This window comes from Herbidospora sp. NBRC 101105 (genome assembly GCF_030269205.1).
GTDB classification, from domain to species: domain Bacteria; phylum Actinomycetota; class Actinomycetes; order Streptosporangiales; family Streptosporangiaceae; genus Herbidospora; species Herbidospora solisilvae.
Map to the genome: position 1 here is coordinate 243,931 of NZ_BSSX01000006.1, position 21,512 is coordinate 265,442.

Annotated in this window: 22 protein-coding genes; 15 read left to right on the forward strand and 7 right to left on the reverse strand. The window is 72.9% G+C overall.

What is annotated here, in order from left to right:
• Positions 1–69 precede the first annotated feature (69 nt).
• The 3 genes from QSK34_RS24860 to QSK34_RS24870 are packed head-to-tail and all read right to left on the reverse strand — an operon-like array spanning position 70 to position 3,358.
• On the reverse strand, positions 70–1,509 hold the full coding sequence (locus QSK34_RS24860) for an RNB domain-containing ribonuclease (RefSeq protein ID WP_285587143.1): 1,440 nt from the start codon (positions 1,507–1,509) through the stop codon (positions 70–72).
• An 18-nt stretch (positions 1,510–1,527) separates the two neighbouring features.
• On the reverse strand, positions 1,528–2,415 hold the full coding sequence (locus QSK34_RS24865; RefSeq protein WP_285587795.1) for a 5'-3' exonuclease: 888 nt from the start codon (positions 2,413–2,415) through the stop codon (positions 1,528–1,530).
• Between the two features lie 10 nt (positions 2,416–2,425).
• Positions 2,426–3,358 carry a PP2C family protein-serine/threonine phosphatase gene (locus tag QSK34_RS24870; protein ID WP_285587146.1) on the reverse strand — a complete coding sequence of 311 codons (933 nt, stop codon included), beginning with the start codon at positions 3,356–3,358 and terminating at the stop codon, positions 2,426–2,428.
• Positions 3,359–3,504: 146 nt separating this feature from the next.
• Here QSK34_RS24870 and QSK34_RS24875 point away from each other — a divergent pair, with 146 nt between their 5' ends.
• Together QSK34_RS24875 and QSK34_RS24880 are read left to right on the forward strand one after the other, a co-directional pair.
• The gene (locus tag QSK34_RS24875) at positions 3,505–4,602 is read left to right on the forward strand and encodes a M24 family metallopeptidase (RefSeq protein ID WP_285587149.1); all 1,098 of its coding nucleotides are present in this window, start codon (positions 3,505–3,507) and stop codon (positions 4,600–4,602) included.
• 19 nt (positions 4,603–4,621) lie between these two features.
• Complete coding sequence (locus QSK34_RS24880) at positions 4,622–5,062, forward strand: Lrp/AsnC family transcriptional regulator (protein ID WP_161483247.1); 441 nt, start codon at positions 4,622–4,624, stop codon at positions 5,060–5,062.
• Between the two features lie 8 nt (positions 5,063–5,070).
• On the opposite strand, the gene QSK34_RS24885 is transcribed toward QSK34_RS24880, so the two are convergent.
• From QSK34_RS24885 to QSK34_RS24895, 3 genes are read right to left on the reverse strand one after another with little or no spacing between them, the layout of a single operon-like run.
• Positions 5,071–6,024, reverse strand: coding sequence for an N-acetylglucosamine kinase (locus tag QSK34_RS24885; RefSeq protein WP_285587152.1), 954 nt, complete (start codon positions 6,022–6,024; stop codon positions 5,071–5,073).
• Positions 6,024–7,280, reverse strand: a complete 1,257-nt coding sequence (locus QSK34_RS24890; protein WP_285587154.1) for a 6-phospho-beta-glucosidase — start codon at positions 7,278–7,280, stop codon at positions 6,024–6,026. The genes QSK34_RS24885 and QSK34_RS24890 overlap by 1 nt, the downstream gene beginning before the upstream one ends.
• Positions 7,281–8,462, reverse strand: coding sequence for an ROK family transcriptional regulator (locus QSK34_RS24895; protein ID WP_285587157.1), 1,182 nt, complete (start codon positions 8,460–8,462; stop codon positions 7,281–7,283). It abuts the gene before it with no gap.
• A gap of 95 nt (positions 8,463–8,557) precedes the next feature.
• Here QSK34_RS24895 and QSK34_RS24900 point away from each other — a divergent pair, with 95 nt between their 5' ends.
• The 11 genes from QSK34_RS24900 (at position 8,558) to QSK34_RS24950 (ending at position 19,073) form a co-directional block, all read left to right on the forward strand.
• Complete coding sequence (locus tag QSK34_RS24900; protein WP_285587159.1) at positions 8,558–10,783, forward strand: HelD family protein; 2,226 nt, start codon at positions 8,558–8,560, stop codon at positions 10,781–10,783.
• A gap of 553 nt (positions 10,784–11,336) precedes the next feature.
• Positions 11,337–12,899: an apolipoprotein N-acyltransferase gene (lnt, locus tag QSK34_RS24905; protein WP_285587161.1), complete on the forward strand. Its 1,563-nt coding sequence runs from the start codon at positions 11,337–11,339 to the stop codon at positions 12,897–12,899.
• A 9-nt stretch (positions 12,900–12,908) separates the two neighbouring features.
• Positions 12,909–13,652, forward strand: coding sequence for a polyprenol monophosphomannose synthase (locus QSK34_RS24910; protein ID WP_161483252.1), 744 nt, complete (start codon positions 12,909–12,911; stop codon positions 13,650–13,652).
• 65 nt (positions 13,653–13,717) lie between these two features.
• On the forward strand, positions 13,718–14,203 hold the full coding sequence (locus QSK34_RS24915; RefSeq protein ID WP_285587163.1) for an FxsA family protein: 486 nt from the start codon (positions 13,718–13,720) through the stop codon (positions 14,201–14,203).
• Positions 14,204–14,908 carry a hypothetical protein gene (locus tag QSK34_RS24920; RefSeq protein ID WP_285587165.1) on the forward strand — a complete coding sequence of 235 codons (705 nt, stop codon included), beginning with the start codon at positions 14,204–14,206 and terminating at the stop codon, positions 14,906–14,908.
• Positions 14,905–15,387: a metallophosphoesterase family protein gene (locus tag QSK34_RS24925; protein WP_285587168.1), complete on the forward strand. Its 483-nt coding sequence runs from the start codon at positions 14,905–14,907 to the stop codon at positions 15,385–15,387. Before QSK34_RS24920 ends, QSK34_RS24925 begins: the two co-directional genes overlap by 4 nt.
• A gap of 27 nt (positions 15,388–15,414) precedes the next feature.
• Entirely contained in the window at positions 15,415–16,080 is a 666-nt protein-coding gene (gene lexA / locus QSK34_RS24930; protein ID WP_285587170.1) for a transcriptional repressor LexA, read from the forward strand.
• 92 nt (positions 16,081–16,172) lie between these two features.
• Positions 16,173–16,598, forward strand: a complete 426-nt coding sequence (locus tag QSK34_RS24935; RefSeq protein ID WP_285587797.1) for a VOC family protein — start codon at positions 16,173–16,175, stop codon at positions 16,596–16,598.
• Between the two features lie 18 nt (positions 16,599–16,616).
• Positions 16,617–17,024, forward strand: a complete 408-nt coding sequence (locus QSK34_RS24940) for a YciI family protein (protein WP_285587172.1) — start codon at positions 16,617–16,619, stop codon at positions 17,022–17,024.
• Entirely contained in the window at positions 17,021–18,160 is a 1,140-nt protein-coding gene (locus QSK34_RS24945) for an RNA polymerase sigma factor (protein WP_285587174.1), read from the forward strand. Before QSK34_RS24940 ends, QSK34_RS24945 begins: the two co-directional genes overlap by 4 nt.
• A gap of 67 nt (positions 18,161–18,227) precedes the next feature.
• On the forward strand, positions 18,228–19,073 hold the full coding sequence (locus QSK34_RS24950; RefSeq protein ID WP_285587176.1) for a fumarylacetoacetate hydrolase family protein: 846 nt from the start codon (positions 18,228–18,230) through the stop codon (positions 19,071–19,073).
• 57 nt (positions 19,074–19,130) lie between these two features.
• Here QSK34_RS24950 and QSK34_RS24955 read toward each other — a convergent pair whose 3' ends face one another.
• Positions 19,131–19,436: a MiAMP1 family antimicrobial peptide gene (locus tag QSK34_RS24955; protein ID WP_030452440.1), complete on the reverse strand. Its 306-nt coding sequence runs from the start codon at positions 19,434–19,436 to the stop codon at positions 19,131–19,133.
• Positions 19,437–19,652: 216 nt separating this feature from the next.
• On the opposite strand from QSK34_RS24955, the gene QSK34_RS24960 reads away from it, so the two are divergent.
• Positions 19,653–20,483: a hypothetical protein gene (locus QSK34_RS24960; RefSeq protein WP_285587179.1), complete on the forward strand. Its 831-nt coding sequence runs from the start codon at positions 19,653–19,655 to the stop codon at positions 20,481–20,483.
• A 23-nt stretch (positions 20,484–20,506) separates the two neighbouring features.
• A complete protein-coding gene (locus QSK34_RS24965) occupies positions 20,507–21,466 on the forward strand; it encodes a dipeptidase (RefSeq protein WP_285587181.1) in 960 nt (319 codons plus the stop codon).
• The last annotated feature ends 46 nt before the right edge of the window (positions 21,467–21,512 follow it).

Here is a 21,512-nt window from a genome sequence, read left to right on the forward strand (position 1 = left end):
TACGCGATGCTTTCCTGACCCGAGACGATATCAGCCGACAAATCCGGGAGTAAGGATCTTCGTCCGGGTTCAGTCGGCCGCGGGCACCCACGCGAAGCGGATCTCCCGCGTCGCCGTGTCGGCCCGGAGCAGGCGGGCCGGGATCCGGTGGCCCAGCGGCAGGTCGGCCCCGTCGCAACGGGCGATCACGGCAGGGTCGGCGAGCTGGATCTGGCCGCTCCTGCCGTTCTCGGCCACGTCGACGACGACCGCCTCGAAGGTCTCGCCGATCCGGTCGCGGAGCAGGAACGCCTCGACCAGGTCGACGCAGGCCCGGTCGACCCCCGACGATCGGCGGGTGGCCACGGCCATCTCGCGCGGCAGCGCCGCCAGCGCCTCGCTGATCTCCTCGGGCACCGGTTCGCCGCTCGCCACGGCCAGGCAGACCTCGGTGGCGTAACGGTCGACCAGCCGCCGCAGGGGAGCGGTCACGTGGGCGTAGGGGGCGGCGACGGCGGCGTGCAGGGCGTCGGGCGGCGGCTCGCCGTCGAAGGCGACGTAGGCGGCGCCGCGCAGCAGGACCGTCGACTCGTGGAGGAAGGCGGCGTGGCCGGGGATCTTGGGGTCGAGGCCGTGGACGACCTCGCCGTACCCGGCCCCCTCGGGCCAGGGCACCCCGAGCGCCAGCGCCATCCGCCGCACCTTGCCGACGTCGGCCGGCCCGGCGGCGGGCAGCACCCGCAGCACGCCGACCTCGGCGTCGAGCATCAGCTGGGCCGCGCACATCCCGGTGAGCAGCGAGATCTGCGCGTTCCACTCCTCGCACGGCTGCGGCGAGCGGAACTCCACCCGGTAGCCGTCACCCGCCCGGACGACCTCCTGGTCGGGCGTCGGCAGCGTCACCCCGCCCCGGGCCCGCTCGATCTCCATGCGCAGCGGCCCGACCTCGGCCAGCAGCCGCAGCGTGCCGTCGGCGCGGCCGGTGTCGACGAGGGTCTGCACGTAGTCGTAGTCGAGCCGCTCCCGGCTGCGCACCAGCGCGGGCTGGACGTCGAACCCGACGACCTCGCCCTCGGCGTCGAGGTCGATGCACCACAGGGCGACCGGCCGGATCTCGCCGGGCAGCAGGCTGGCCGCGCCCTCCGACAACACCGGCGGGTGGAGGGGCACCCGCCCGTCGGGCAGGTAGACGGTCTCGCCCCGCCGCCGGGCCTCCAGGTCGATCGCGCCGCCGGGACGGACGAAGGAGCCCACGTCGGCGATGGCGTACCAGACGCGGTAGCCGCCGCCCTGGCGTTCCTCCAGGCAGAGGGCCTGGTCGAGGTCCATCGAGCCGGGCGGGTCGATGGTCAGGAACGGCAGGTCGGTGCGGTCGTCGCCGACGAAGCGCCGCGCGGCGGTGGCCGTGGCCTCTTCGAGGACCGCCGGGGGGAACTCGTCGGGCAGGTCGAACTCCCGGCGGACCCGGTCGAATCCCTCGCTCAGCCGCGGTGTCCCGGCCTCCGGTATCCGGATTTTTCGGTGTGGCACGCCCCTCAACGTAGCGGCTCAGCTCTTCCCGAGCACCGCGAGCAGCCGGTTGAGCGGGCTGTCGAGCCCGTAGCGGTCGGCCAGCGCGATGAGCGCCTCGGGGTCGTGGGGCTTGGCCGGGACCTCGAACGACCCCCGGGGGATCGGCACGTCGTGGGCCACCTTCACCACGGCGGGCGCGACCGCGAGGTAGTCGCGGGCGGCCTCCAGCTTGTTGCGGGCCCCGGCCGGGAATCCCTCGTCGCCGACGGCGGCGAGCAGCGCGTCGAGGGAGCCGAACCGGGTGATCAGCGAGGCGGCCGTCTTCTCGCCGATCCCGGCCACGCCGGGCAGCCCGTCGGAGGGGTCGCCCCGCAGCGTCGCGAAGTCGGCGTAGGCGCGGCCGGGGATGCCGTACTTGGCGGTGACCCAGGCCTCGTCGACCGTCTGCAGGTTCCGAATCCCCCTTACTGTGTAAAGGACCCGGCGCCCCTTCTCGTCGTCGACGAGCTGGAACAGGTCGCGGTCGCCGGTGACGATCTCGACCGGCTGCGTGGCGGCCGTCGCGAGGGTGCCGATGACGTCGTCGGCCTCGTACCCCTCGACGCCGAAGGAGGCGATGCCCACGGCGGCGAGCACCTTCTCGATGACCGGCACCTGCGGGGCCAGCGTGTCGGGGATCTCCTCCTCGTCGCCCGAGGCCACCCGGTGGGCCTTGTACGAGGGGATCGCCGCCACCCGGAACGCGGGCCGCCAGTCGGCGTCCATCGCCGCGACCAGATGCGTGGGGGAGTGGGTCTTCACCAGCGTGGCGATCATGTCGATCAGGCCCCGGACGGCGTTGACGGGCATGCCGTCAGGGGCGGTCATCGACTCCGGTACGCCGTAGAAGGCGCGGAAGTAGAGCGACGGGGTGTCGAGAAGCATCAGCACCCGTCTATGCTCCCAGCACCCCCACCGCGAGCAGGCACGTGTCGTCGCGCGGATTCGGCCCGCCGACGGTCTTCAGCATCGCGTCGACCCCGTCGGGCAGGTCGGCCACGGTCAGCGAACCGGCCGCCGCCAGCACCTGGGCCTGGCCCTCGTCGATGTCGCGGTCGCGCCGCTCGATCAGCCCGTCGGTGAACATCACCAGCACGTCGCCGGGCCGCAGCTGCACCTTGGCCACGCCGTAGGCGGGCTTGCGGGTGGCGCCGAGCAGCACGCCCGGCGGGGCGACCATCGGCCGGGCGATGCCGCCGCGCACCAGCACCGGCACCGGGTGGCCGGCGCCGGCCCAGGTGAACCGCAGCGTCTTGGGGTCGAACAGGCCGACCACGGCGGTGGCGGTGGTGTCGTCGAGCCGGGTCATGGTGAGCGTGTTGAGCCAGCCGAGCATCGCGCCGGGGCCCTGGCCGGTCATCGCCAGGGCGGCCAGGCCGTGGCGGAGCTGGGCCATGTGGGCGATCGCGGGGACGCCGTGGCCGGACACGTCGCCGACGGCGAGCAGAACGCGCCCGTCGGGCAGCCCGCTGGCCTCCCACCAGTCGCCGCCGAGCACGTTGAGCAGCTGCTCGGGCTCACCCGTGACCTGCCGGTGGTGGCTGCCGACCGGGCGTTCCTCCATCGGCACGCAGCGCACGGCGATCCGGGCGCTGGGCAGGACCAGGTCGGCGCCGGGATCGGGCATGATCGCGTCGCGCAGCAGGTAGGTGAGCTGCTGTTGTTCCGCGAGCCGCGCCTCGGTGCGGTCGAGCCGCTCTCGCATCGAGGCCACCATGTCGGCCGCGGTGTGGGCCCCGGCCAGGGACGGTTCCTCGACGGAGGGGTGGGGCGGCTGCTCGCCACCGGCGGTGCCGGTCATGGTGAGGCTCGCTCTCGGGAAACGCATGGTCCAAAGGGATGAGAAGGGACGGATGGGGGACGAGCCGTGAACGGCCCTGTGCGGAGCGTAGCATTGGTCTAGACAAGTCGCCGTGGTTTTTCGCCGATCCACGCCACTTCTAGTATGACGCTGTGACAACGGAGTCCCTTGACGTGTTTTCGGCCGACCGCCTCGACCTGGTGCGATCGGCGACCGCGGCCTCCGGGGTGGGCGCCCTGCTGCTGACCCCCGGCCCCGATCTGCGCTACGTGTCCGGTTACGACGCCCACGCGCTCGAACGGCTGACCTGCCTGGTCGTGCCGGGCGACGGCGGCGACCCCTTCATGATGGTGCCGCGCCTGGAGCTGCCCGCCGCGCAGAGCTCGCCGGCCGGCCGCCTGGGCGTGGAGTTCGTGCCGTGGGACGAGACCGACGACCCCTACGCGGTCGTCGCCCGCCGGCTGGGCGAGGTCGGCAGCGTCGCGCTGGCCGACCGCATGTGGGCGATGCAGTCGTTGCGGTTCCGCGACGCCCTGCCGGGGGCCGAGCAGCGGCTCGCCTCCTCGGTGCTGCGCGACCTGCGGATGCGCAAGTCGGCCGCCGAGGCGGCGGCGCTGGCCGAGGCCGGGGCGGCGATCGACGCGGTCCACGCGCTGGTGCCCTCGCTGCTGAAGGCCGGCCGCACCGAGCGCGAGGTCGGCCGCGACATCGCCGACGCGATCCTCAGTGCGGGCCACGTCACGATCGACTTCGTCATCGTCGCCTCGGGCCCCAACGGCGCCTCGCCCCACCACGACGTGTCCGACCGGGTGATCCGGGCCGGCGAGCCGGTGGTGGTCGACATCGGCGGCACGATGGCCAGCGGCTACTGCTCCGACTCCACCCGCAACTACTGCGTGGGCGAGCCCCCGGCCGACTACGCCCGCTACTTCGAGGTGCTGCGCGCGGCCCAGGACGCCGCCTGCGCGGCCGTCCGTCCCGGCGTGACCTGCGAGTCGATCGACGCGGCGGCCCGCGAGGTGATCGCGGAGGCCGGTTACGGCGACCTGTTCGTCCACCGGACCGGCCACGGCATCGGCCTGGAGTCCCACGAGGACCCCTACATCGTGGCGGGAAACGACGAGGTGCTCGCGCCCGGCATGGCGTTCTCGGTGGAACCCGGCATCTACCTGCCGGGCGCCCACGGCGCCCGCATCGAGGACATCGTCATCTGCACCGACGACGGGGTCTCCCGGCTGAACAACACGACGCGGGATCTGGTGATCGTCTGATTGCCGTACCGTTTGCGGGATGGAGGAGATCGACAGGCGGATTGTCGCGTTGCTGGCGGCCGACGGGCGGATGAGTTTCACCGATCTGGCCAAGGAGACCGGGCTCTCGGTGTCGGCGGTCCATCAACGGGTGCGACGGCTGGAGAAACGCGGCGTGATCAAGGGATACGCCGCGCTGGTCGACTTCGACGAGGTCGGGCTGCCGCTGACCGCCTTCGTGTCGATCAAGCCGATCGACCCGGCCGCCGCCGACGACGCGCCCGACCGGCTGCGCCATCTGGCCGCCATCGAGTCGTGCCACAGCGTGGCCGGTGACGAGAGCTACATCCTCAAGGTCCGGGTCGGCTCGCCGCTCGACCTCGAGGAGCTGCTCAACCAGATCCGGGCCGCCGCCAACGTGTCGACCCGGACCACGGTCGTGCTCTCCACCCCCTTCGACTACCGGCCTCCCGCCGTCTAGAACGCGGTCTAGAACGCCGTCTCGAAGGCCGTCCTGACCCGGTCGTAGGCCTCGGGGTCCGCGCCGAGGGCGTCCAGGCCCTTGAAGGCCGCGCCGACGATCGGGGGGACGTCGGCGACGACGAGCTTGGCGTGCGGGGCCTGGGCGGCGTACCGCTCCTCGACCAGCGTGGTCAGCAGCGGGTCGCGGGCGGTCAGCACGCCGCCGCCGAGCACCACCTCACACGGCACGTCGAGCAGGCCGATGCGGCGCATGGCGACCACGCCGAGCACGGCGACCTCGTCGGCCAGCCGGACCACCACCGAGCGGGCGACCGGGTCGCCGCCGCGCGCGGTCTCCAGCAGCGGGGCGACCAGGTCGTGCAGGCGCTCGTAGGGGAGTTCGCCGAAGTGCAGGGCGATCACCACCTCCTCGACCGTCGCGGCGCCGAAGACGCGGCAGACCGTCGCGGCCAGCTCGCTGGCGGGTCCCCGGCCGTCCTCGGCCCTGGCCGCGTGCCACAACGCCTCCTCGGCCAGGCCTCCGCCGCCGCCCCAGTCGCCGGAGATGCGGCCGAGCGCGGGGAAGCGGGCCACCCGGCCGTCGGGGGCGACCGCCACCGCGTTGATCCCGGCGCCGCACACCACCGCCGCGCCCCACGGGCCGCTCGCGCCCGCTCGGAGCAGGGCGAAGGTGTCGTTGCCGACGACGATCTGCGGGGCGAGGCCGCGGCGGGCCATCTCGTCGCGCAGCCGGACCTCCTCGATGGGCAGGTCGGCTCCGGCGACGTAGGCGAAGACGTGGTCGGCGCGCGGGCCGGGCCCGCCGAGGGCGTTCTCGATCACGTCGACCGCCGGGACGACGCCGCTGCTCTGCGGGGTGAACGGGCCGCCCCGCCAGGTGCCGAGCACGGCGCCGTCCTCGCCGACCAGCACGATGTCGGTCTTGCTGTTGCCGCCGTCGATCGCCAGGATGGTCCGCATCAAACGGCCCAGGGCAGGTGCGCGCGGTTGGCCGCGATGAGCCGGGTCGCCAGGCCCGTCGCCAGGTCGGCCTGGCCGACGAGCGGGTGGGCGAGCAGCGCGTCCCGCACGCGGCGTTCCCCGCCGTTCCTGGCCGCGTCCAGGGCCAGTTCCTCGTACGCCGACACGTTCGCGATCAGCCCCCGGTAGAGCGGCTCGACGGCGGGCACCGGCAGCGGCGCGGCGCCGGACGCGCCGATCACGGCGGGCACCTCGATGACCGCCTCGGGCGGCAGGAACGGCAGGGTGCCTCCGTTGCGGGCGTTCACCACCTGCACGTCGCCCCGGTCGCCGGCCAGCGAGGCGATCAGCGCGACCGCGGCCTCGGAGTAGTAGGCGCCGCCCCGCTTGCCGAGCAGTTCGGGCTTGGTGTCGCTGGCGGGGTCGGCGTAGATGCCGAGCAGGGTCTGCTCCATCGCGGCCACCTCGGCCGCCCGCGACGGTTTGACCCGCTGCTCCTCGACCACGTTGTCGTGCTCGTAGAAGTAGCGCAGGTAGTAGGACGGCACGACGCCCAGGTCGCGCAGGATCCACTCGGGCAGCCCGACCTCGGCCGCGATCGAGGAGGCGTGCTCCTCCAGCAGCGCGGGCAGCACCTCCCGCCCGTCGACGGTCACCGACCGTTCCCACGTCAGGTGGTTCAGCCCGACGTGGCCGAGCCCGATCGACTGCCACGGCACGTCGAGGAGCGCGGCGAAGCGGCGCTGCATGCCGATGGCCACGTTGCACAGGCCGATGGCCCGGTGGCCCTCGTCGAGCAGGGCCCGCGTCACGATGCCGACCGGGTTGGTGAAGTCGACGATCCACGCGCCGGGCGCGCGGCGGCGCACCTTCTCGGCGATCTCCAGCACCACCGGAACGGTCCGCAGCGCCTTGGCCAGGCCGCCCGCGCCGGTGGTCTCCTGGCCGACGCAGCCGCACTCCAACGGCAGCGTCTCGTCGACGTCGCGCGCCGCCTGGCCGCCCACGCGCAGCTGCAGGAGCACCGCGCCGGCCCCCTCGACGCCCGGCCCGACCGACGCGTGCTCGGTCACCGCGGCCGGGTGCCCGGCGCGGGCCAGCATGCGGCGGGCCATCCCGGCGACCAGGGACAACCGGTGGGCGTCCGGGTCGACCAGGGCGATCTCACTCAGCGGCAGCTCCTCGCGCAGCCGCGCGAAGCCGTCGATCAGCTCTGGTGTGTACGTCGAGCCGCCCCCGACAACGGCGAGTTTCACTCATCCTCCTTGTAGTTTCGATCCGAAGACCTCGTCCCGGACCACGTCGAGCCCCAGGTGCAGCGCCCCGGCCAGCACCGGGTTGCCCTCGACGGCCGACAGCCGCAGCGGCGGCCGGGGCAGCGTGAGGGCGTGCAGTTCGCGTTCGGTCAGCGCCCGCAGCGTCTCGCCGCCGGCCATCGGCATCCCGCCGGCCAGCACGATGACCTCGGGGTCGAGCACGCTGGTGATGGCGGCCAGCCCCGTGGCGAGCCGCCGGGCGATCTCCCGCAGCCCCTCGGCCGCCTCCCCGGCCCGCCTGCCGCCCTCCTCGGCGAGCCGTACGGCACGCTCCACCGCCTCGGCCGCGGACGTTCCACGGATCCCGCGCGCCCGCAGCAGCCGCAGCACCGCCTGGCCTCCGGCCAGCGCCTGGAAACCGTGGTCGACCCGCTTGCCGACGTCACGCGCGGTCGGCGCGCCGACGGCCGGCATGTAGCCCACCTCGCCCGCGCCGCCGGTGGCGCCCCGGTGCAGCCGGTCGCCCAGCACGATCGCCGAGCCGATGCCCGAGTCGACCCACAGCAGCACGAAGTCGCGGTGCCCGCCGTGAGCGCGTTCGGCCAGCGCGACGAGGTTGACGTCGTTCTCCACGTCGACGGGCGTGCCGACGCCGCCGGACAGGGTCGGGACGAGGTCGGGGATGTGCCAGCCCGGGATGTGGGCGGCGTACCCGAGGCGGCCCGTGGACGGGTCGACGGCGCCCTGGATGCCGATCACCACGCGGTTGACCGGGTGGGGCCAGGCCTCGGCCAGGGCGGTGCGCACCCGCTCCACCACGTCGCCCCCGGCCCGGCCGGGCGTCGGGAGCACGGACGTGCCGACGACCGTGCCGGTCAGGTCGGCCACGGCGACCTCGATCCGGTCGCGGGTCACGTCGAGGGCCGCGACGTGGGCCGCCCCGGCGTTGATGCGGTAGAGCTCGGCGGTCCGGCCCGGCAGGCCCTCGCGGATGCCGTCGAGCACGACCAGACCGGCCTCCTGGAGGCGCAGCAGCAGCTGGGAGGCGGTCGGCTTGGACAGGCCCGTCAGGGCGCCCAGTTCGGGCCGGGTCAGCGGACCCCGGTCGAGGAGGACCCGCAGCGCCGCGCGGTCGTTGATGGCCCGCAGCAGGCTGGGGGTTCCGGGAGTCGGCTGGCTCACTTTGGAGAAAGTAAAGAAACCTTCCAAACGAGTCAAGGGGCCGACACCGCATCGTGACCGGCAGGCTCGGGGGGACGCGTAGAATCTATCGGCCTATGCCACAGTCATCCGCGCCCGAGCTGACCCGTGAACGCGACTACGTCGCCGGCCTCTACGACCGGCTCGACCAGTTGCGGGTGCGCACCCGCGCGCAGCTCGACGGCGTGCTCGCCCAGGGCGCGTTCGGCACCCACCAGAACCGGTCGGAACGCGACAACTTCGCCGTCATGTACTCCCAGCGCCTGGCCCGGTTGTGGGCCGTCGAGCGCGGGCTCTGCTTCGGCCGGCTCGACCTGGCGCCCGGTGGTGAGGACGGGAGCGCCGAGGAGACCCGCTTCTACATCGGCCGCATCGGGCTGACCGACGACGAGCAGCACCGGCTGCTGATCGACTGGCGGGCCCCGGTCGCCCAGCCGTTCTACCGCGCCACCCCGGCCGCGCCGATGGGCGTGACCCGCCGCCGCCACCTGCACATCAAGGGCCGCGAGGTCGTCTCGGTCGACGACGACCTGCTCGACCTCGACGGCCTCAGCGCCGACGACCGCGCCACCCTCAACGGCGAGGCCGCCCTGCTGGCCGCGCTCTCGGAGACCCGGACCGGCCGCATGCGCGACATCGTGGCCACCATCCAGGCCGAACAGGACCGCATCATCCGGGGCGACCTGTCGGGCGTGCTGGTCGTGCAGGGCGGGCCCGGCACCGGCAAGACCGTGGTCGCGCTGCACCGGGCGGCCTACCTGCTCTACACGTACAGGGAGAGGCTCGAACGCCGCGGGGTGCTCATCGTCGGGCCGAACCTCACGTTCCTGCGCTACATCGAGCAGGTCCTGCCGTCGCTGGGCGAGACCGACGTGCTGCTGTCGACCGTGGGGGAGCTGTTCCCCGGGGTGACCGCCACCCGGCCCGAACCGGCGGCCGCGGCGGCGCTCAAGGGCGGGCTGCGGATGGCCGACGTGCTGGCCCGCGCCATCGCCGACCGCCAGCGCATGCCGGCCAAGCCGGTCGACATCCGGCTCGACCGCTACACGCTGCGGCTCGACCGGCAGAGCTTCGAGGCGGCCCGCAACCGGGCGGCCAAGTCGCGCCGCCCGCACAACCAGGCCCGCTCGGTGTTCGTGCGCCACCTGCTGAACACGCTGACCAAGCAGGCCGCCCGCCACCTGGGCCGCGGCGTGTTGTCCGACGAGGACTTCGCCGACCTGCGGGAGGATCTGCGCACCGAGGAGCCGGTGAAGGCAGCGCTCAACCGGCTGTGGCCCTACCTGACGCCCCAGCAGCTCCTCATCGGCCTGTTCACCTCGGCCGACCGCATGACCGCCGCCGGGTTCACCCCGGCCGAGGCCGCGCTGCTGCTGCGCGAGCCGCCGCGCAAGGGCGAGCGCTGGTGGAGCGAGGCCGACGTGCCGCTGCTCGACGAGGCCGCCGAACTGCTCGGCGACATCGACGAGGGCGTGCTGCGGGCCGCCCGCCGCGCCGAGGAGGAGCGCGAGCAGCAGCTCGCCTACGCCCGCGAGGTCCTGGAGATGACCGGCCTGGCCGACATCATGGACGCCGAGCGCTTCGCCGAGCGGCAGCAGGAAGAAGAGGGATATCTCACAACGGCCGAGCGCGCCGCCCGCGACCGCACCTGGGCCTTCGGCCACGTGATCGTCGACGAGGCCCAGGAGCTGTCGGCGATGGCCTGGCGCACGCTGATGCGCCGCTGCCCGTCGCGGTCGATGACGATTGTGGGCGACATCGCCCAGACCGGTTCGGCGGCCGGCGCGCCGAGCTGGAAGAGCGTGCTCGACCCCTACGTCCAGGGCCGCTGGCGCGAGTCGCGGCTGACCGTCAACTACCGCACCCCGGCCGAGCTGATGGCCGTCGCGGCCGACGTGCTCACCCTCGTCGACCCCTCGCTGAAGGCCCCCGAATCGGTCCGCGAGAGCGGCGAGAAGCCCACCGCGGTGCAGACCGACGACCTGGTCGGAGACCTGCCGGAGATCATCGAGCGGCAGAAGGTGGCCGACGGCCGGCTGGTCGTGATCGTCCCCGACGGCCTCGACGTCGGCCTGTCCCGGATGACCGGCCCCGAGGCGCTCGACGCCGAGGTGGCGGTGCTGTCGGTGACCGAGGCCAAGGGCCTGGAGTTCGACGCCGTCGTCGTGGTCGAGCCGGCCCGGATCCTGGCCGAGTCGCCGCGCGGCGCGAGCGACCTTTACGTGGCCCTGACCAGGGCGACCCGGCGGCTTTGCGTGGTCCACACCGGCCCGTTGCCCGAGGTGCTGGCCGGCCTCCGATAGCGGCGCTTGTACCATCCTGTCCCACCTGCGAAAACTTGGCGTTCCCGCTGCTGGGGAGCTGGTTGACATCTGCGCTCAGGTCGGTAGTTTGCTGCGGAGTCCAGCACGGGACTGACCGGTTGGCCGTCTTCAGACATCGTCGGATTCCGCGTCCGTGACGGAGCGTCGCCCCACATTCGGGACGCTCCGTAGCTCAGCCAGGCGCGGCGCCGGCGCTTTTGTCGGGCCGGGGCACCACAACCGGGTGGGGGGTTGGACCCGGGAGGGGTCCCGGCGCCCAGTAGACAACGGAACTCCGCGCCCGCCGCCGACGGGACGGAACCGGTCCGAAGGGCGCTCAGGGCTCCGAACCGTCTCGTGAGATGGGCCTGGGCACGTGGCACCCGTGCCCTGTGCGTAGCCGGATGGTCCTTGAGTTCTCCTGTGGCCACAGGAGAACTCAAGGACCATTGCTGTGAGTTCCCTGGGATCTTCAAGTGCCTGTTTTGGGGCCTGCCGTCCGGCGCGGTACCGTTCCGACCAGCCCTTCATTCGGTCTGGTCAAAGGAGACGCGTGCTCGCAACGGCGACCCCGCGGTCGACCGCCCCGGCGTTCGCCCCGCCCGTGTGGGCCCGCGCCGGTCTCGCCGTCGCCGGCGGCCTGCTGATCTTCCTGGCCTTCCCGCCGCTCGGCTGGTGGTTCTGCGCCCCCGTCGGCGTCGCCCCCGTGGTCCTCTCCGTGTACGGCGTCCGCCCCCGCCGCGCCCTGTGGCTCGGGTTCCTGGGCGGGCTGGCGTTCCTGTTCCCCGCCATGGCGTGGGTGCGGCCCATCGGCGACGACGCCTGGGTGGCCCTGGTCGCCATTGAGAGCGCTTTCTGGGCCGCCCAGGGCCTGCTGGTGGCCCTGGTGGTCCGGTTGCGCCTGTGGCCCCTCTGGGCGGCGTGCCTGTGGGTGCTCCAGGAGTGGGCCCGCAGCACCTTCCCGATGGGCGGCTTCCCGTGGGCCCGCCTGGTCTTCAGCCAGGGCACCGCGCCCTACCTGAAGTACGCCTCCCTCTTCGGCGCCCCGTTTGTAAGTTTCACCGTCGCCCTGACCGGTTGCCTGCTCGCCTACCTGGCCGTTCACCTGTTCACCCGCGACTACCGCGAGCGTGTGGTCGCGTGGACGGCGGCCGGGGTGGTAGCCCTACCGGTGGTGGGGATGCTCGTCCCCCTCCACGGCGACGAGGGCAAGACGGTGAACATCGGGGTGATCCAGGGCAGTGTGCCCCGCAGCGACAAGCTGGGGTTCCACGGAGGCGAGCCCGCCGTCGTGCTGAAGAACCACGCCGAGGAGACCCACCGGCTGGCCGAGGCCGTCCGGGCCGGGAAGTACCCCAGGCCCGACGTGGTGGTCTGGCCCGAGAACTCCACCGACATCGACCCCTTCCGCGACCCCGCCGCCTACGCGATCATCGACGCCGCGGTGAAGGACGTCGGCGTGCCGGTGCTCGTGGGGGCCGTGGTGATCCTCGGCGACGACGCCCGGGCCACCCGCAGCATCGTGTGGGACCCGGTCACCGGGCCGGGCGTCTACTACGACAAGCAGAAGCTGGTGCCGTTCGGGGAGTTCACCCCGTACAAGGACCTGGTCCTGGCCCTGTTCGAGCGGGCCGGCCTGGTCGGGCGGCAGTCCGTCCCCGGTGAGAAGCCGGGCGACCTGAAGGCCGGCCCTGTCACCCTCGGCGCGGTGAGCTGCTACGAGGTCGCCTTCGACACGATCGTCAACGGCACCGTCCGCGCGGGCGGCTCGCCCCTGGTGGTGCAGACCAACAACGCCACCTACGAGCAGTCGAACCTGCCGCCCCAGCAGCTCGCCATGTCGCGCGTCCGGGCGGTGGAGCACAACCGCGCGGTCATCCCGGTCGCGACGACCGGCGTCTCGGCCCACGTCGCCCCCGACGGGCGCATCCTGTGGGAGACACCCGAACTGGTGGCGGCGAGCGCCGTGGTGACCGCGCAGGTGCGCACGCGTGACACCCTGGCGACCCGGGTAGGTGTTCTGCCCGAGATCATTTTGATGGTGGCGGGATCGGGTGCGGCCGTCGTCGCGGCGGTCGCCGCGCGGCGGGCCCGGCGGGACTTCGAAGATCACTAGGAGGAGCCGATGGACCGGATGCTTGGGCGCGTGCTCGTGATCGTTCCCACCTACAACGAGCGTGACAACCTGCCGCGCATCGTCGAGCGGCTCCGCTCGGCGCTGCCCGACGTCGACCTGCTGGTCGCCGACGACAACAGCCCCGACGGCACCGGCAAGATCGCCGACGAGCTGGCCGAGCGCGACGACCACGTCCACGTCCTCCACCGGCCCGGCAAGCAGGGCCTGGGCGCCGCCTACATCGCCGGCTTCCAGTGGGGCCTCGAACGCGGCTACGACGTGCTCGTGGAGATCGACGCCGACGGGTCCCACCAGCCCGAGGAGCTGCACAAGCTGCTCGCCGCCGTGGAGGCCGGCGCCGACCTGGCGATCGGGTCGCGGTGGGTGCCGGGCGGGAAGGTCATCAACTGGCCGACCTCCCGGGAGTTCCTGTCGCGGGGCGCCAACACGTACACGCGGATCATGCTCGGCATGCCGGTCCGCGACGCGACCGCGGGCTTCCGCGCCTACCGGGCCACCACCCTGCGCAAGATCGGCATCGAGGGCGTGCAGTCCCAGGGCTACTGCTTCCAGGTCGACCTGACCCTGCGCACGGTCCGCGAAGGGCTGCGCATCACCGAGGTGCCGATCACCTTCGTCGACCGGGCCGTCGGGCAGAGCAAGATGAGCCGCGACGTCATGACCGAGGCGTTGTGGCGCATCAGCGTGTGGGGCGTGACCGGAATCCCCGAGCGGTTTCGCCGTCGGCGTTAACGGGAACCCGCCCCGCGCGCGCAGGCGTTCCAACCCTCGTAGGCTCGCGTGTGGAGGTGTGGCGGATGCTGCGAATCGGGCTGTTCCTGGCGTTTCTCGTGGTGCCGGTGCTGGAGATCTGGCTGCTGATCCAGATCGGTGAGGTCATCGGCGGCTGGACCACGGTCGCGCTGCTGATCGCCGACAGCCTGCTCGGCGGCTGGCTGGTGCGGCGGGAGGGCCGCCGGGCCTGGGCCGCGCTGCAGAAGGCGATCGAGTCGGGCCGCATGCCCGACAGGGAACTCGCCGACGGCGCCCTGATCGTGGCGGGCGGCGCGCTGCTGCTGACCCCCGGCTTCATCACCGACGTCTTCGGCTTCGCCATGATCCTGCCCTTCACCCGCCCGTTCGCCCGCCGGCTGGCGACCTGGTTCCTGGGCCGCCGGGTCAAGTCGATGGCCGCCCGGTCCCCCTACGCCCCCTTCATCTCCGCCATGCCCCGGCACGACTCCCACCACGACCAGCCCCGGCCGAAGGAGAACGTGGTGCGCGGCGAGGTCGTGGACGACTGAATGACCTGGCGTTCCCTGTACGAGTCCCTCCACGACTCGCCCGAGGTCCTGCGGCCGTGGCTCGCCGCGCACCCCGACCTGGTGGCCGAGATTCGGGAGCTCGGCCGGCCGGGCGCCCATCGGACCCGGCCGGGACACGATCCCCTGCAGCGGCTCTACGCCCTGGGACGCGTCCTCGACCTGCTCATCGCCGACCACCCCGAGGCCTATCCCGCGTTCTGCGCCGCCCTGGGCGCCGACCGCGTCGACCGCAAGGCCTTCCACCCGTTCTTCCACGAGGTCGCCGAGGTCCGGCAGGCCCATGACCCCGGCGAACCGCCGTCGATCGTCGCGGAACGCTGGCCCGGCTTCATGGTCGGGACGTTGCTGCTGGCCCGCGCCGGAGTGGTCGTCACCGCCGGGGAGCGGCACCTGGTCGCCGGGGTCGCCGACCGGTCGGCCGTCTACTGGACCCATCACCGCCGCCACCGGCCCGCCTGCGACCTCTCCCACGGCTGGGGACACAACTCGCAGTGGCGGACCGACGCGCGCCGCGACTACCTGGCCGACGGGCGGTTCCACTACAACGTCGACGGGACCGAACGACCCGCCGACCAGGCGGAGGTCGAGCTCGTCCGCCATCGGTGCGGCACCGTGACCGATCCGGGTGACGACCTGTTTCCCTACGACCTGCGGCACGTCGAACCGGCCATGCTGGAGACATGAAGATCGTCGTACTGTCCGACACGCACGCCCCCCGGTTCTGGAAGGCGTGCCCGCCGCGTGTGGCCGACCAGCTGCGGGGCGCCGACCTCATCCTGCACGCCGGTGACGTGTGCGTCGGCGGGGTCCTGGACGAGCTCGCCGCCTACGCGCCCGTCCACGCCGTCAAGGGCAACAACGACGGGCCCGACGTCCACGCCCCCGAGACGCTGGAGCTGGACCTCGGCGGCCTCCGTGTGGCGATGATCCACGACAGCGGGCCGGCCAAGGGGCGGCTGGCCCGGATGCGGGCCCGGTTCCCCGACGCCGACCTGGTCGTGTTCGGCCACTCCCACATTCCCCTGGACGAGTCCTCCGGCGGGTTCCGCATCTTCAACCCCGGCTCGCCCACCGACAAGCGCCGCCAGCCCCACGGCACCCTCGGGCTGCTGCGCGTCGAAGACGGAACCCTGGTGGAGGCGGCGATCGTCGCCGTGACCTGACCCGCTTCCGGTCCTCCGGCACCTACGATGTCGCAGGTGACCGCCTACGACGACGACCTGTTCGAGCACCTCGACACCTCGGCCCTGCCGCCGCGGCAGCAGCGGATCCTGGCCGTGATCCACGACTGGGTGGTCCGGCACGGATATCCGCCGAGCACCCGGGAGATCGGCGACGCGGTCGGCCTGCGTTCGGCGTCCGCCGTGTCGCGGCACCTGCGGAGCCTGGAGGAGCTGGGGTTCCTGCGCCGGGGCACCGCGATGAGCCGGCCGATGGACGTGCGGGCGTTCCTGCGCGGACCAGCGGCTCGACCGGCCGCCGACCTGGTCAGCGTGCCCGTCGTGGGTGACATCGCCGCGGGGGTGCCCATCCCGGCCGAGCAGTACGTCGACGACGCGCTGACCCTGCCGCGCGACCTGACCGGCCGGGGCACCGTCTTCGGGCTGCGCGTGCGGGGCGACTCGATGGTCGACGCGGCCATCTGCGACGGCGACATCGTCGTGGTGCGGCAGCAGCCCGAGGCCCATTCGGGGCAGATCGTCGCCGCGATGATCGACGGCGAGGCGACCGTCAAGGTGTTCCGGCGGCGCGGCGGGCACGTCGTGCTCGAACCGCGCAACCCCGCCTACGCCGACATCGACGGCGACGACGCGGTGGTGCTGGGCATCGTCGTGTCGGTGTTGCGGAGCGTCTGAGAAAAATCTCCGCGCCCGATGTCGAGAACGCGGCGGCGGCTCCGTCCCCGGTTCACCAGAGACGAAGGAGAACCACCGTGACGATCACACGCATGGACAACGTCGCCATCGTCGTCGAGGACCTGGAGGCCGCCGTCGCGTTCTTCGTGGAGCTCGGCATGGACGTGGAGGGGCGGGCGCGCATCGAAGGGGGGTTCGCCGACCGTACCGTCGGGCTTGAGGGTGTCCGCAGCGACATCGCGATGATGCGGACCCCCGACGGCCACGGCAGGCTGGAGCTGACGAAGTACCACGCCCCCGCGGCGGTCGGCCCCGATCCGGGCACCGTGCCGCCCAACACCCGGGGCCTGCACCGCGTCATGTTCGCCGTCGAGGGCATCGACGACGTCGTCGCCCGGCTGGGCGCGCACGGCGCCACGCTCGTCGGCGACGTGGTGCGCTACGAGGACAGTTACCGGCTCTGCTACCTCCGGGGGCCCGAGGGCATCATCGTCGCCCTGGCCGAGCGGCTCGGCTGACCGGGAAGGAGAGGAAAGATGGCCAAGTATCTGCTGCTGAAGCACTACCGGGGCGCGCCCGCGCCGGTCAACGACGTGCCGATGGACCAGTGGACGCCCGAGGAGGTCGCCGCCCACGTCCGTTACATGGCCGACTTCGCCGCCCGGCTGGAGGGCACCGGCGAGTTCGTCGACAGCCAGGGCATCGCACCCGAGGGGGCGTTCGTCCGCTACGACGGCGAGGGGCGGCCGCCGGTCGTCGACGGCCCGTTCGCCGAGACCAAAGACCTCATCGCCGGGTGGATGGTGATCGACGTCGAGTCGCGCGAACGCGCCTACGAACTGGCCGCCGAACTGTCCGCCGCCCCCGGCGCGGGCGGCCGGCCGATCCACGAGTGGCTGGAGGTGCGCCCGTTCCTCACCCTGCACTCCACGATGTTCGATTGAACGAGACGCTGCTGAGGGAGCTGGTGCCCGCGGTGATCGGCGTGCTCGTCCGCCGCGGGGCCGACTTCGCGGCGGCCGAGGACGCCGTCCAGGACGCCCTGGTCGAGGCCGTGCGCGCGCCGCAGGAGGTGCGCGACCCCAAGGGGTGGCTGATCACGGTGGCGTGGCGCAAGTTCCTCGACGCCGCCCGCGCCGAGACCTCCCGGCGCGACCGGGAGCTGCGCGCCGAGAGCGAACCGGAGCCCGGCCCGGCCGAGTCGGCCGACGACACGCTGCGCCTGTACTTCCTGTGCGCGCACCCCTCGCTGACCCCCGCGTCGGCCGTCGCGCTGACGCTGCGCGCGGTCGGCGGGCTGACCACCCGGCAGATCGCGCAGGCCTACCTCGTGCCCGAGTCGACCATGGCGCAGCGCATCAGCCGGGCCAAACGCACCGTGGCCGGCGTGCGGTTCACCCGGCCCGGCGACGTCGCCACGGTGCTGCGGGTGCTCTACCTGGTGTTCAACGAGGGCTACTCGGGCGACGTCGACCTGGCCGCCGAGGCGATCCGGCTCACCCGCCAGCTCGCCGCCATGACGAAGGACGAGGAGGTCGCCGGGCTGCTCGCGCTCATGCTGCTGCACCACGCCCGCCGCCCGGCCCGCACCACCCCCGACGGCCGGCTGGTGCCGCTGGCCGAGCAGGACCGCGGCCGGTGGGACACCCGCATGATCGCCGAAGGCGTCGACATCCTCCAGGCGGCCCTGGCCCGCGACCGGCTCGGCGAGTTCCAGGCCCAGGCCGCCATCGCCGCCCTGCACGCCGACGCCCCGACGGCCGCCGAGACCGACTGGGTGCAGATCGTCGAGTGGTACGACGAACTGGTGCGCCTCACCGGCAACCCGGTGGCCCGCCTCAACCGCGCCGTCGCGGTCGGCGAGGCCGACGGCGCGCGGGCCGGCCTGGCCGCCCTCGCCGAGCTCGACCCCGGCCTGCCCCGCCACACCGCCGCCGCGGCCTACCTGCACGAACGCGCCGGCGACCCCGCCACCGCCGCCCGCATGTACGCCGAAGCCGCCCGCAAGGCCCCCAGCCTCCCCGAACGCGACCACCTCACCCGCCAGGCCGCCCGCCTCAACGCCCGCCCGCGCGAATGATCAAGGAGTCCGGCGGCGTCGGTAGGGTGGGCACCGATCTCCCGGACGATTCGTGAGGAACCGCACCATGGAACTCTTCCGCCACGGCCCCGCCGGGTCCGAGCGCCCCGCCGTCCGCGAGGGGGGCCGCGCCTACGACCTGACGCCGCTCACCGCCGACATCGACGGCCCCTTCCTGGCCGACGACGGCATCGAGCGCACCGCCGCCGCGCTGGCCGCCGGAGAGCTGCCCGAGATCGACACCACCGGACGCCGGATCGGCCCGCCCGTCGCGCGCCCGCCGGCCGTGGTGTGCATCGGCATGAACTACGCCGCCCACGCGGCCGAGTCGGGCGCGGCGCCGCCGCCCTACCCGATCGTGTTCCTGAAGCACCCGGGCTGCGTCGTCGGCCCGGACGACGACGTGATCCTGCCGCCGAACTCGGCCAAGACCGACTGGGAGGTCGAGCTGGCCGTCGTCATGAAGGGCACCCCGCGCTACCTGAACGACCCCTCAGAGGCGCTCGGCTACGTCGCCGGGTACGCCCTGTCGAACGACCTGTCGGAGCGCGCCTTCCAGCTGGAGGAGTCGGGCGGCCAGTGGTCGAAGGGCAAGTGCGCCGAGACCTTCAACCCGCTCGGGCCGGTGCTGCGGCCCGCCTCCGAGATCGACCCGACCGCGCTGCGGTTGCGGTCGTGGGTCAACGGCGAGGTCCGGCAGGACTCCAGCACCGCCGACATGGTGTTCTCCGTCGCCGAGATCATCCACCACCTGAGCCACTACATGCTGCTGATGCCGGGCGACGTGATCAGCACCGGCACCCCCGAGGGCGTGGCGCTGTCGGGCCGCTTCCCCTATCTGAAGGTCGGCGACGTCGTCACGATGGAGATCGACGGCCTCGGACGCCAGGAGCAGGTGATCGTCGCCTACTGAGTCGCCTGCCGAGTCGGCGCGCCGGGCCGCCGACGACGGCGGCCCGGCGGGTGGCGGTCAGCACACGATGAAGACGCTCTTCCAGCCGACCGGCGTGATCTGCTCGGCGTTGCGGTTGCTGTCGAGCGTGAAGTGGGCCACGCCCTGGGCGTTCGGCAGGTTGTACATCCGGCCGCTCTGGCCGGTGCCGTACCACTTGTAGGAGCCGCCGAAGGGGATGTTGTTGATGCCGCACGCGCTGAGGGCGACGCTCCGGCCCGAGAAGCCGGGGCCCTCGTAGGCGACGTACACCGAGGCGTGGGCCATCCCGGCGGTGCCGGCGATGACGGCGGCGAGCGCGGAGGTGAGGAGGATCCTCTTCACGGGTGTCCTTCCGTTGAGTGACATTGCGTGATCATCGTGGAACGGTCCGCGTCCGTGATCGAGTGCGCCGCGCGTACGGTGACCACATCAAGATCGTCTTTTTGGACGGTGCGGGCGGTGCACGGCCGACTCCCTGAACTACGGTGCGGGGAGTACCGCACGACACCTCTCGGCGCCGATGAGCGGGGCCGGGGCCGGTCCGTAGAGTCCGGCCCCATGATCTCCTCATTCGCGCCGCCGGCGCTCGTGTTGTCCTTGGTCCTCGCGACGGGCGTGCCGGCGCAGACGCCCGCCCCCCGGCCCCACGACTACCTCGGCACCTGGAACTACGACCAGCCCGACCGCGCCACCATGCGCAACGTCGCCGTCATCGGGGCCACCCCGCCGATCCACGTCCCGCAGATCGGCGACATCGTCTTCACCCGCACCGGCGACGGGGTCACCGGCCGCACCGACCAGGGCTGCACCTGGACGTTCGCGGTCCGGCCCGCCTCGCTGGAGCTCGACCCGCCGACGCAGAACTGCTTCAACCGGGTCATCGGCTCGGCGTACACGATCACGAGGTGGTCGGTCACCGTGTCGGGCGACCGCGAGCGCGAGACCATCGAGGCCGTCAGCCACCAGCCCACCGGCGACTACTCCTTCCGCCTCGACGACGGCCGCCGGACCAGGGCGAGGGCGGGCGCGGCGGCGCGGTTCACAGGCGCGTGGCGGTACGACCCGGCCGACCCGGCGACCCGGGTGAACATCGTCACCACCCGCTACACCGCGCCGGACCGGGTGGTGCAGGCGCCGCGGCAGGGGGTTGTGACGTTCACCCGGCGGCGGGACGTCCTGACGGCCCGCACCGGCGACGGCTGCGCGTGGCGGCTGACCGCGCGCGGCAACACCGCCAAGCTCGACCCGGCCGGGCAGACCTGCGGCGGCACCACACTCTCGTTCTGGACGGTCGCGAGCGACGGCCGCCGCCAGGCGTCGGTCCAGGCGGGCACCGGCCCCGACGGCGGGGCGTTCCTGCTCAGCGTCGGCGCGCTGACCAGGGGGTGAGGGACGCGTAGCAGGATGGGGCCATGACCTCAGCCCGCGCCTTCTGGGAACAGCACACCTGCCTGCCCCTCACCCTCGACGCCGACGTGGCCGACCTGCTGCGCTACCGCCGCCCCGGCGGGGCCTACGTGTCGGTCAACGTCGGCTACGCGCCGCACTCCCGGGACGACGCGCTGTCCTACATCGGCCACTTCACCCGGGCGATCGAGGCCCACCCCGACCTGGAGCTGGCCACGACCGTCGGGGAGATCGACGCGGCGATGCCCGCCGACCGGATCGTGGTGGCCTTCGACCTGGAGGACTCCGCGCCGCTGGCCGGGGACCTCGACATGGTGGAGGTCTTCTACGGCCTGGGGGTGAAGTCGCTGCTGCCGAGCTACAACAACGGCAACGCCGCCGGGGGCGGCTGCCTCGACGCCGTCGACTCCGGGCTGACCGCCTACGGGCGCGACCTGGTGCGGCGGATGAACGAGGTCGGCATGCTGGTCGACGGGTCGCACTGCGGCACCCGTACCGGACTGGACCTGTCGGAGGTCTCCGAGCAGCCGATGATCTACTCCCATTCGGCCATGCGCGGGGTCTGGGACCACGCCCGCAACATCACCGACGAGCAGGCCCGCGCGTGCGCCGCGACCGGGGGCGTCATCGGCATCCCGGGCGTGGGCATCTTCCTCGGGCCCAACACCGCCACCCTCGACGCCTTCGTCGCCCACATCGACTACGCCGTCGAGCTGGTGGGGCCCGAGCACGTCGGCATCGGCAGCGACTACTCCTTCGACGCCGACACCATCATGGAGGACCTGGCGGCCAACCCCGAGCTGTTCCCCGAGGAGTACACCCGCTGGGGGACGATCCGGTTCGTCGAGCCGGAGACGACGCTGCTCATCGAGCGGGAGCTGGTCGGGCGCGGCTATCCGGAGGAGACGGTGCGCGGCATCCTGGGCGGCAACTTCCGGCGGGTGGCCGCCCAGGTCTGGAAATAACGTGTTGTCCGATCGCACAACCGACGACCGTTCGGGTTGTGCGATC

Excerpts from the sequence above, each read along its gene's own strand:
- QSK34_RS24960 (WP_285587179.1), top strand. The coding sequence starts at position 19,653 with ATGATCTCCTCATTCGCGCCGCCGGCGCTCGTGTTGTCCTTGGTCCTC.
- QSK34_RS24950 (WP_285587176.1), top strand. The coding sequence starts at position 18,228 with ATGGAACTCTTCCGCCACGGCCCCGCCGGGTCCGAGCGCCCCGCCGTC.
- QSK34_RS24910 (WP_161483252.1), top strand. The coding sequence starts at position 12,909 with ATGGACCGGATGCTTGGGCGCGTGCTCGTGATCGTTCCCACCTACAAC.
- QSK34_RS24885 (WP_285587152.1), bottom strand. The coding sequence starts at position 6,024 with ATGCGGACCATCCTGGCGATCGACGGCGGCAACAGCAAGACCGACATC.
- QSK34_RS24915 (WP_285587163.1), top strand. The coding sequence starts at position 13,718 with ATGCTGCGAATCGGGCTGTTCCTGGCGTTTCTCGTGGTGCCGGTGCTG.
- QSK34_RS24935 (WP_285587797.1), top strand. The coding sequence starts at position 16,173 with ATGGACAACGTCGCCATCGTCGTCGAGGACCTGGAGGCCGCCGTCGCG.
- QSK34_RS24965 (WP_285587181.1), top strand. The coding sequence starts at position 20,507 with ATGACCTCAGCCCGCGCCTTCTGGGAACAGCACACCTGCCTGCCCCTC.
- QSK34_RS24920 (WP_285587165.1), top strand. The coding sequence starts at position 14,204 with ATGACCTGGCGTTCCCTGTACGAGTCCCTCCACGACTCGCCCGAGGTC.
- QSK34_RS24925 (WP_285587168.1), top strand. The coding sequence starts at position 14,905 with ATGAAGATCGTCGTACTGTCCGACACGCACGCCCCCCGGTTCTGGAAG.
- lexA (WP_285587170.1), top strand. The coding sequence starts at position 15,415 with ATGTCGCAGGTGACCGCCTACGACGACGACCTGTTCGAGCACCTCGAC.
- QSK34_RS24870 (WP_285587146.1), bottom strand. The coding sequence starts at position 3,358 with ATGCGTTTCCCGAGAGCGAGCCTCACCATGACCGGCACCGCCGGTGGC.
- QSK34_RS24880 (WP_161483247.1), top strand. The coding sequence starts at position 4,622 with ATGGAGGAGATCGACAGGCGGATTGTCGCGTTGCTGGCGGCCGACGGG.
- QSK34_RS24940 (WP_285587172.1), top strand. The coding sequence starts at position 16,617 with ATGGCCAAGTATCTGCTGCTGAAGCACTACCGGGGCGCGCCCGCGCCG.
- QSK34_RS24865 (WP_285587795.1), bottom strand. The coding sequence starts at position 2,415 with ATGCTTCTCGACACCCCGTCGCTCTACTTCCGCGCCTTCTACGGCGTA.
- QSK34_RS24900 (WP_285587159.1), top strand. The coding sequence starts at position 8,558 with ATGCCACAGTCATCCGCGCCCGAGCTGACCCGTGAACGCGACTACGTC.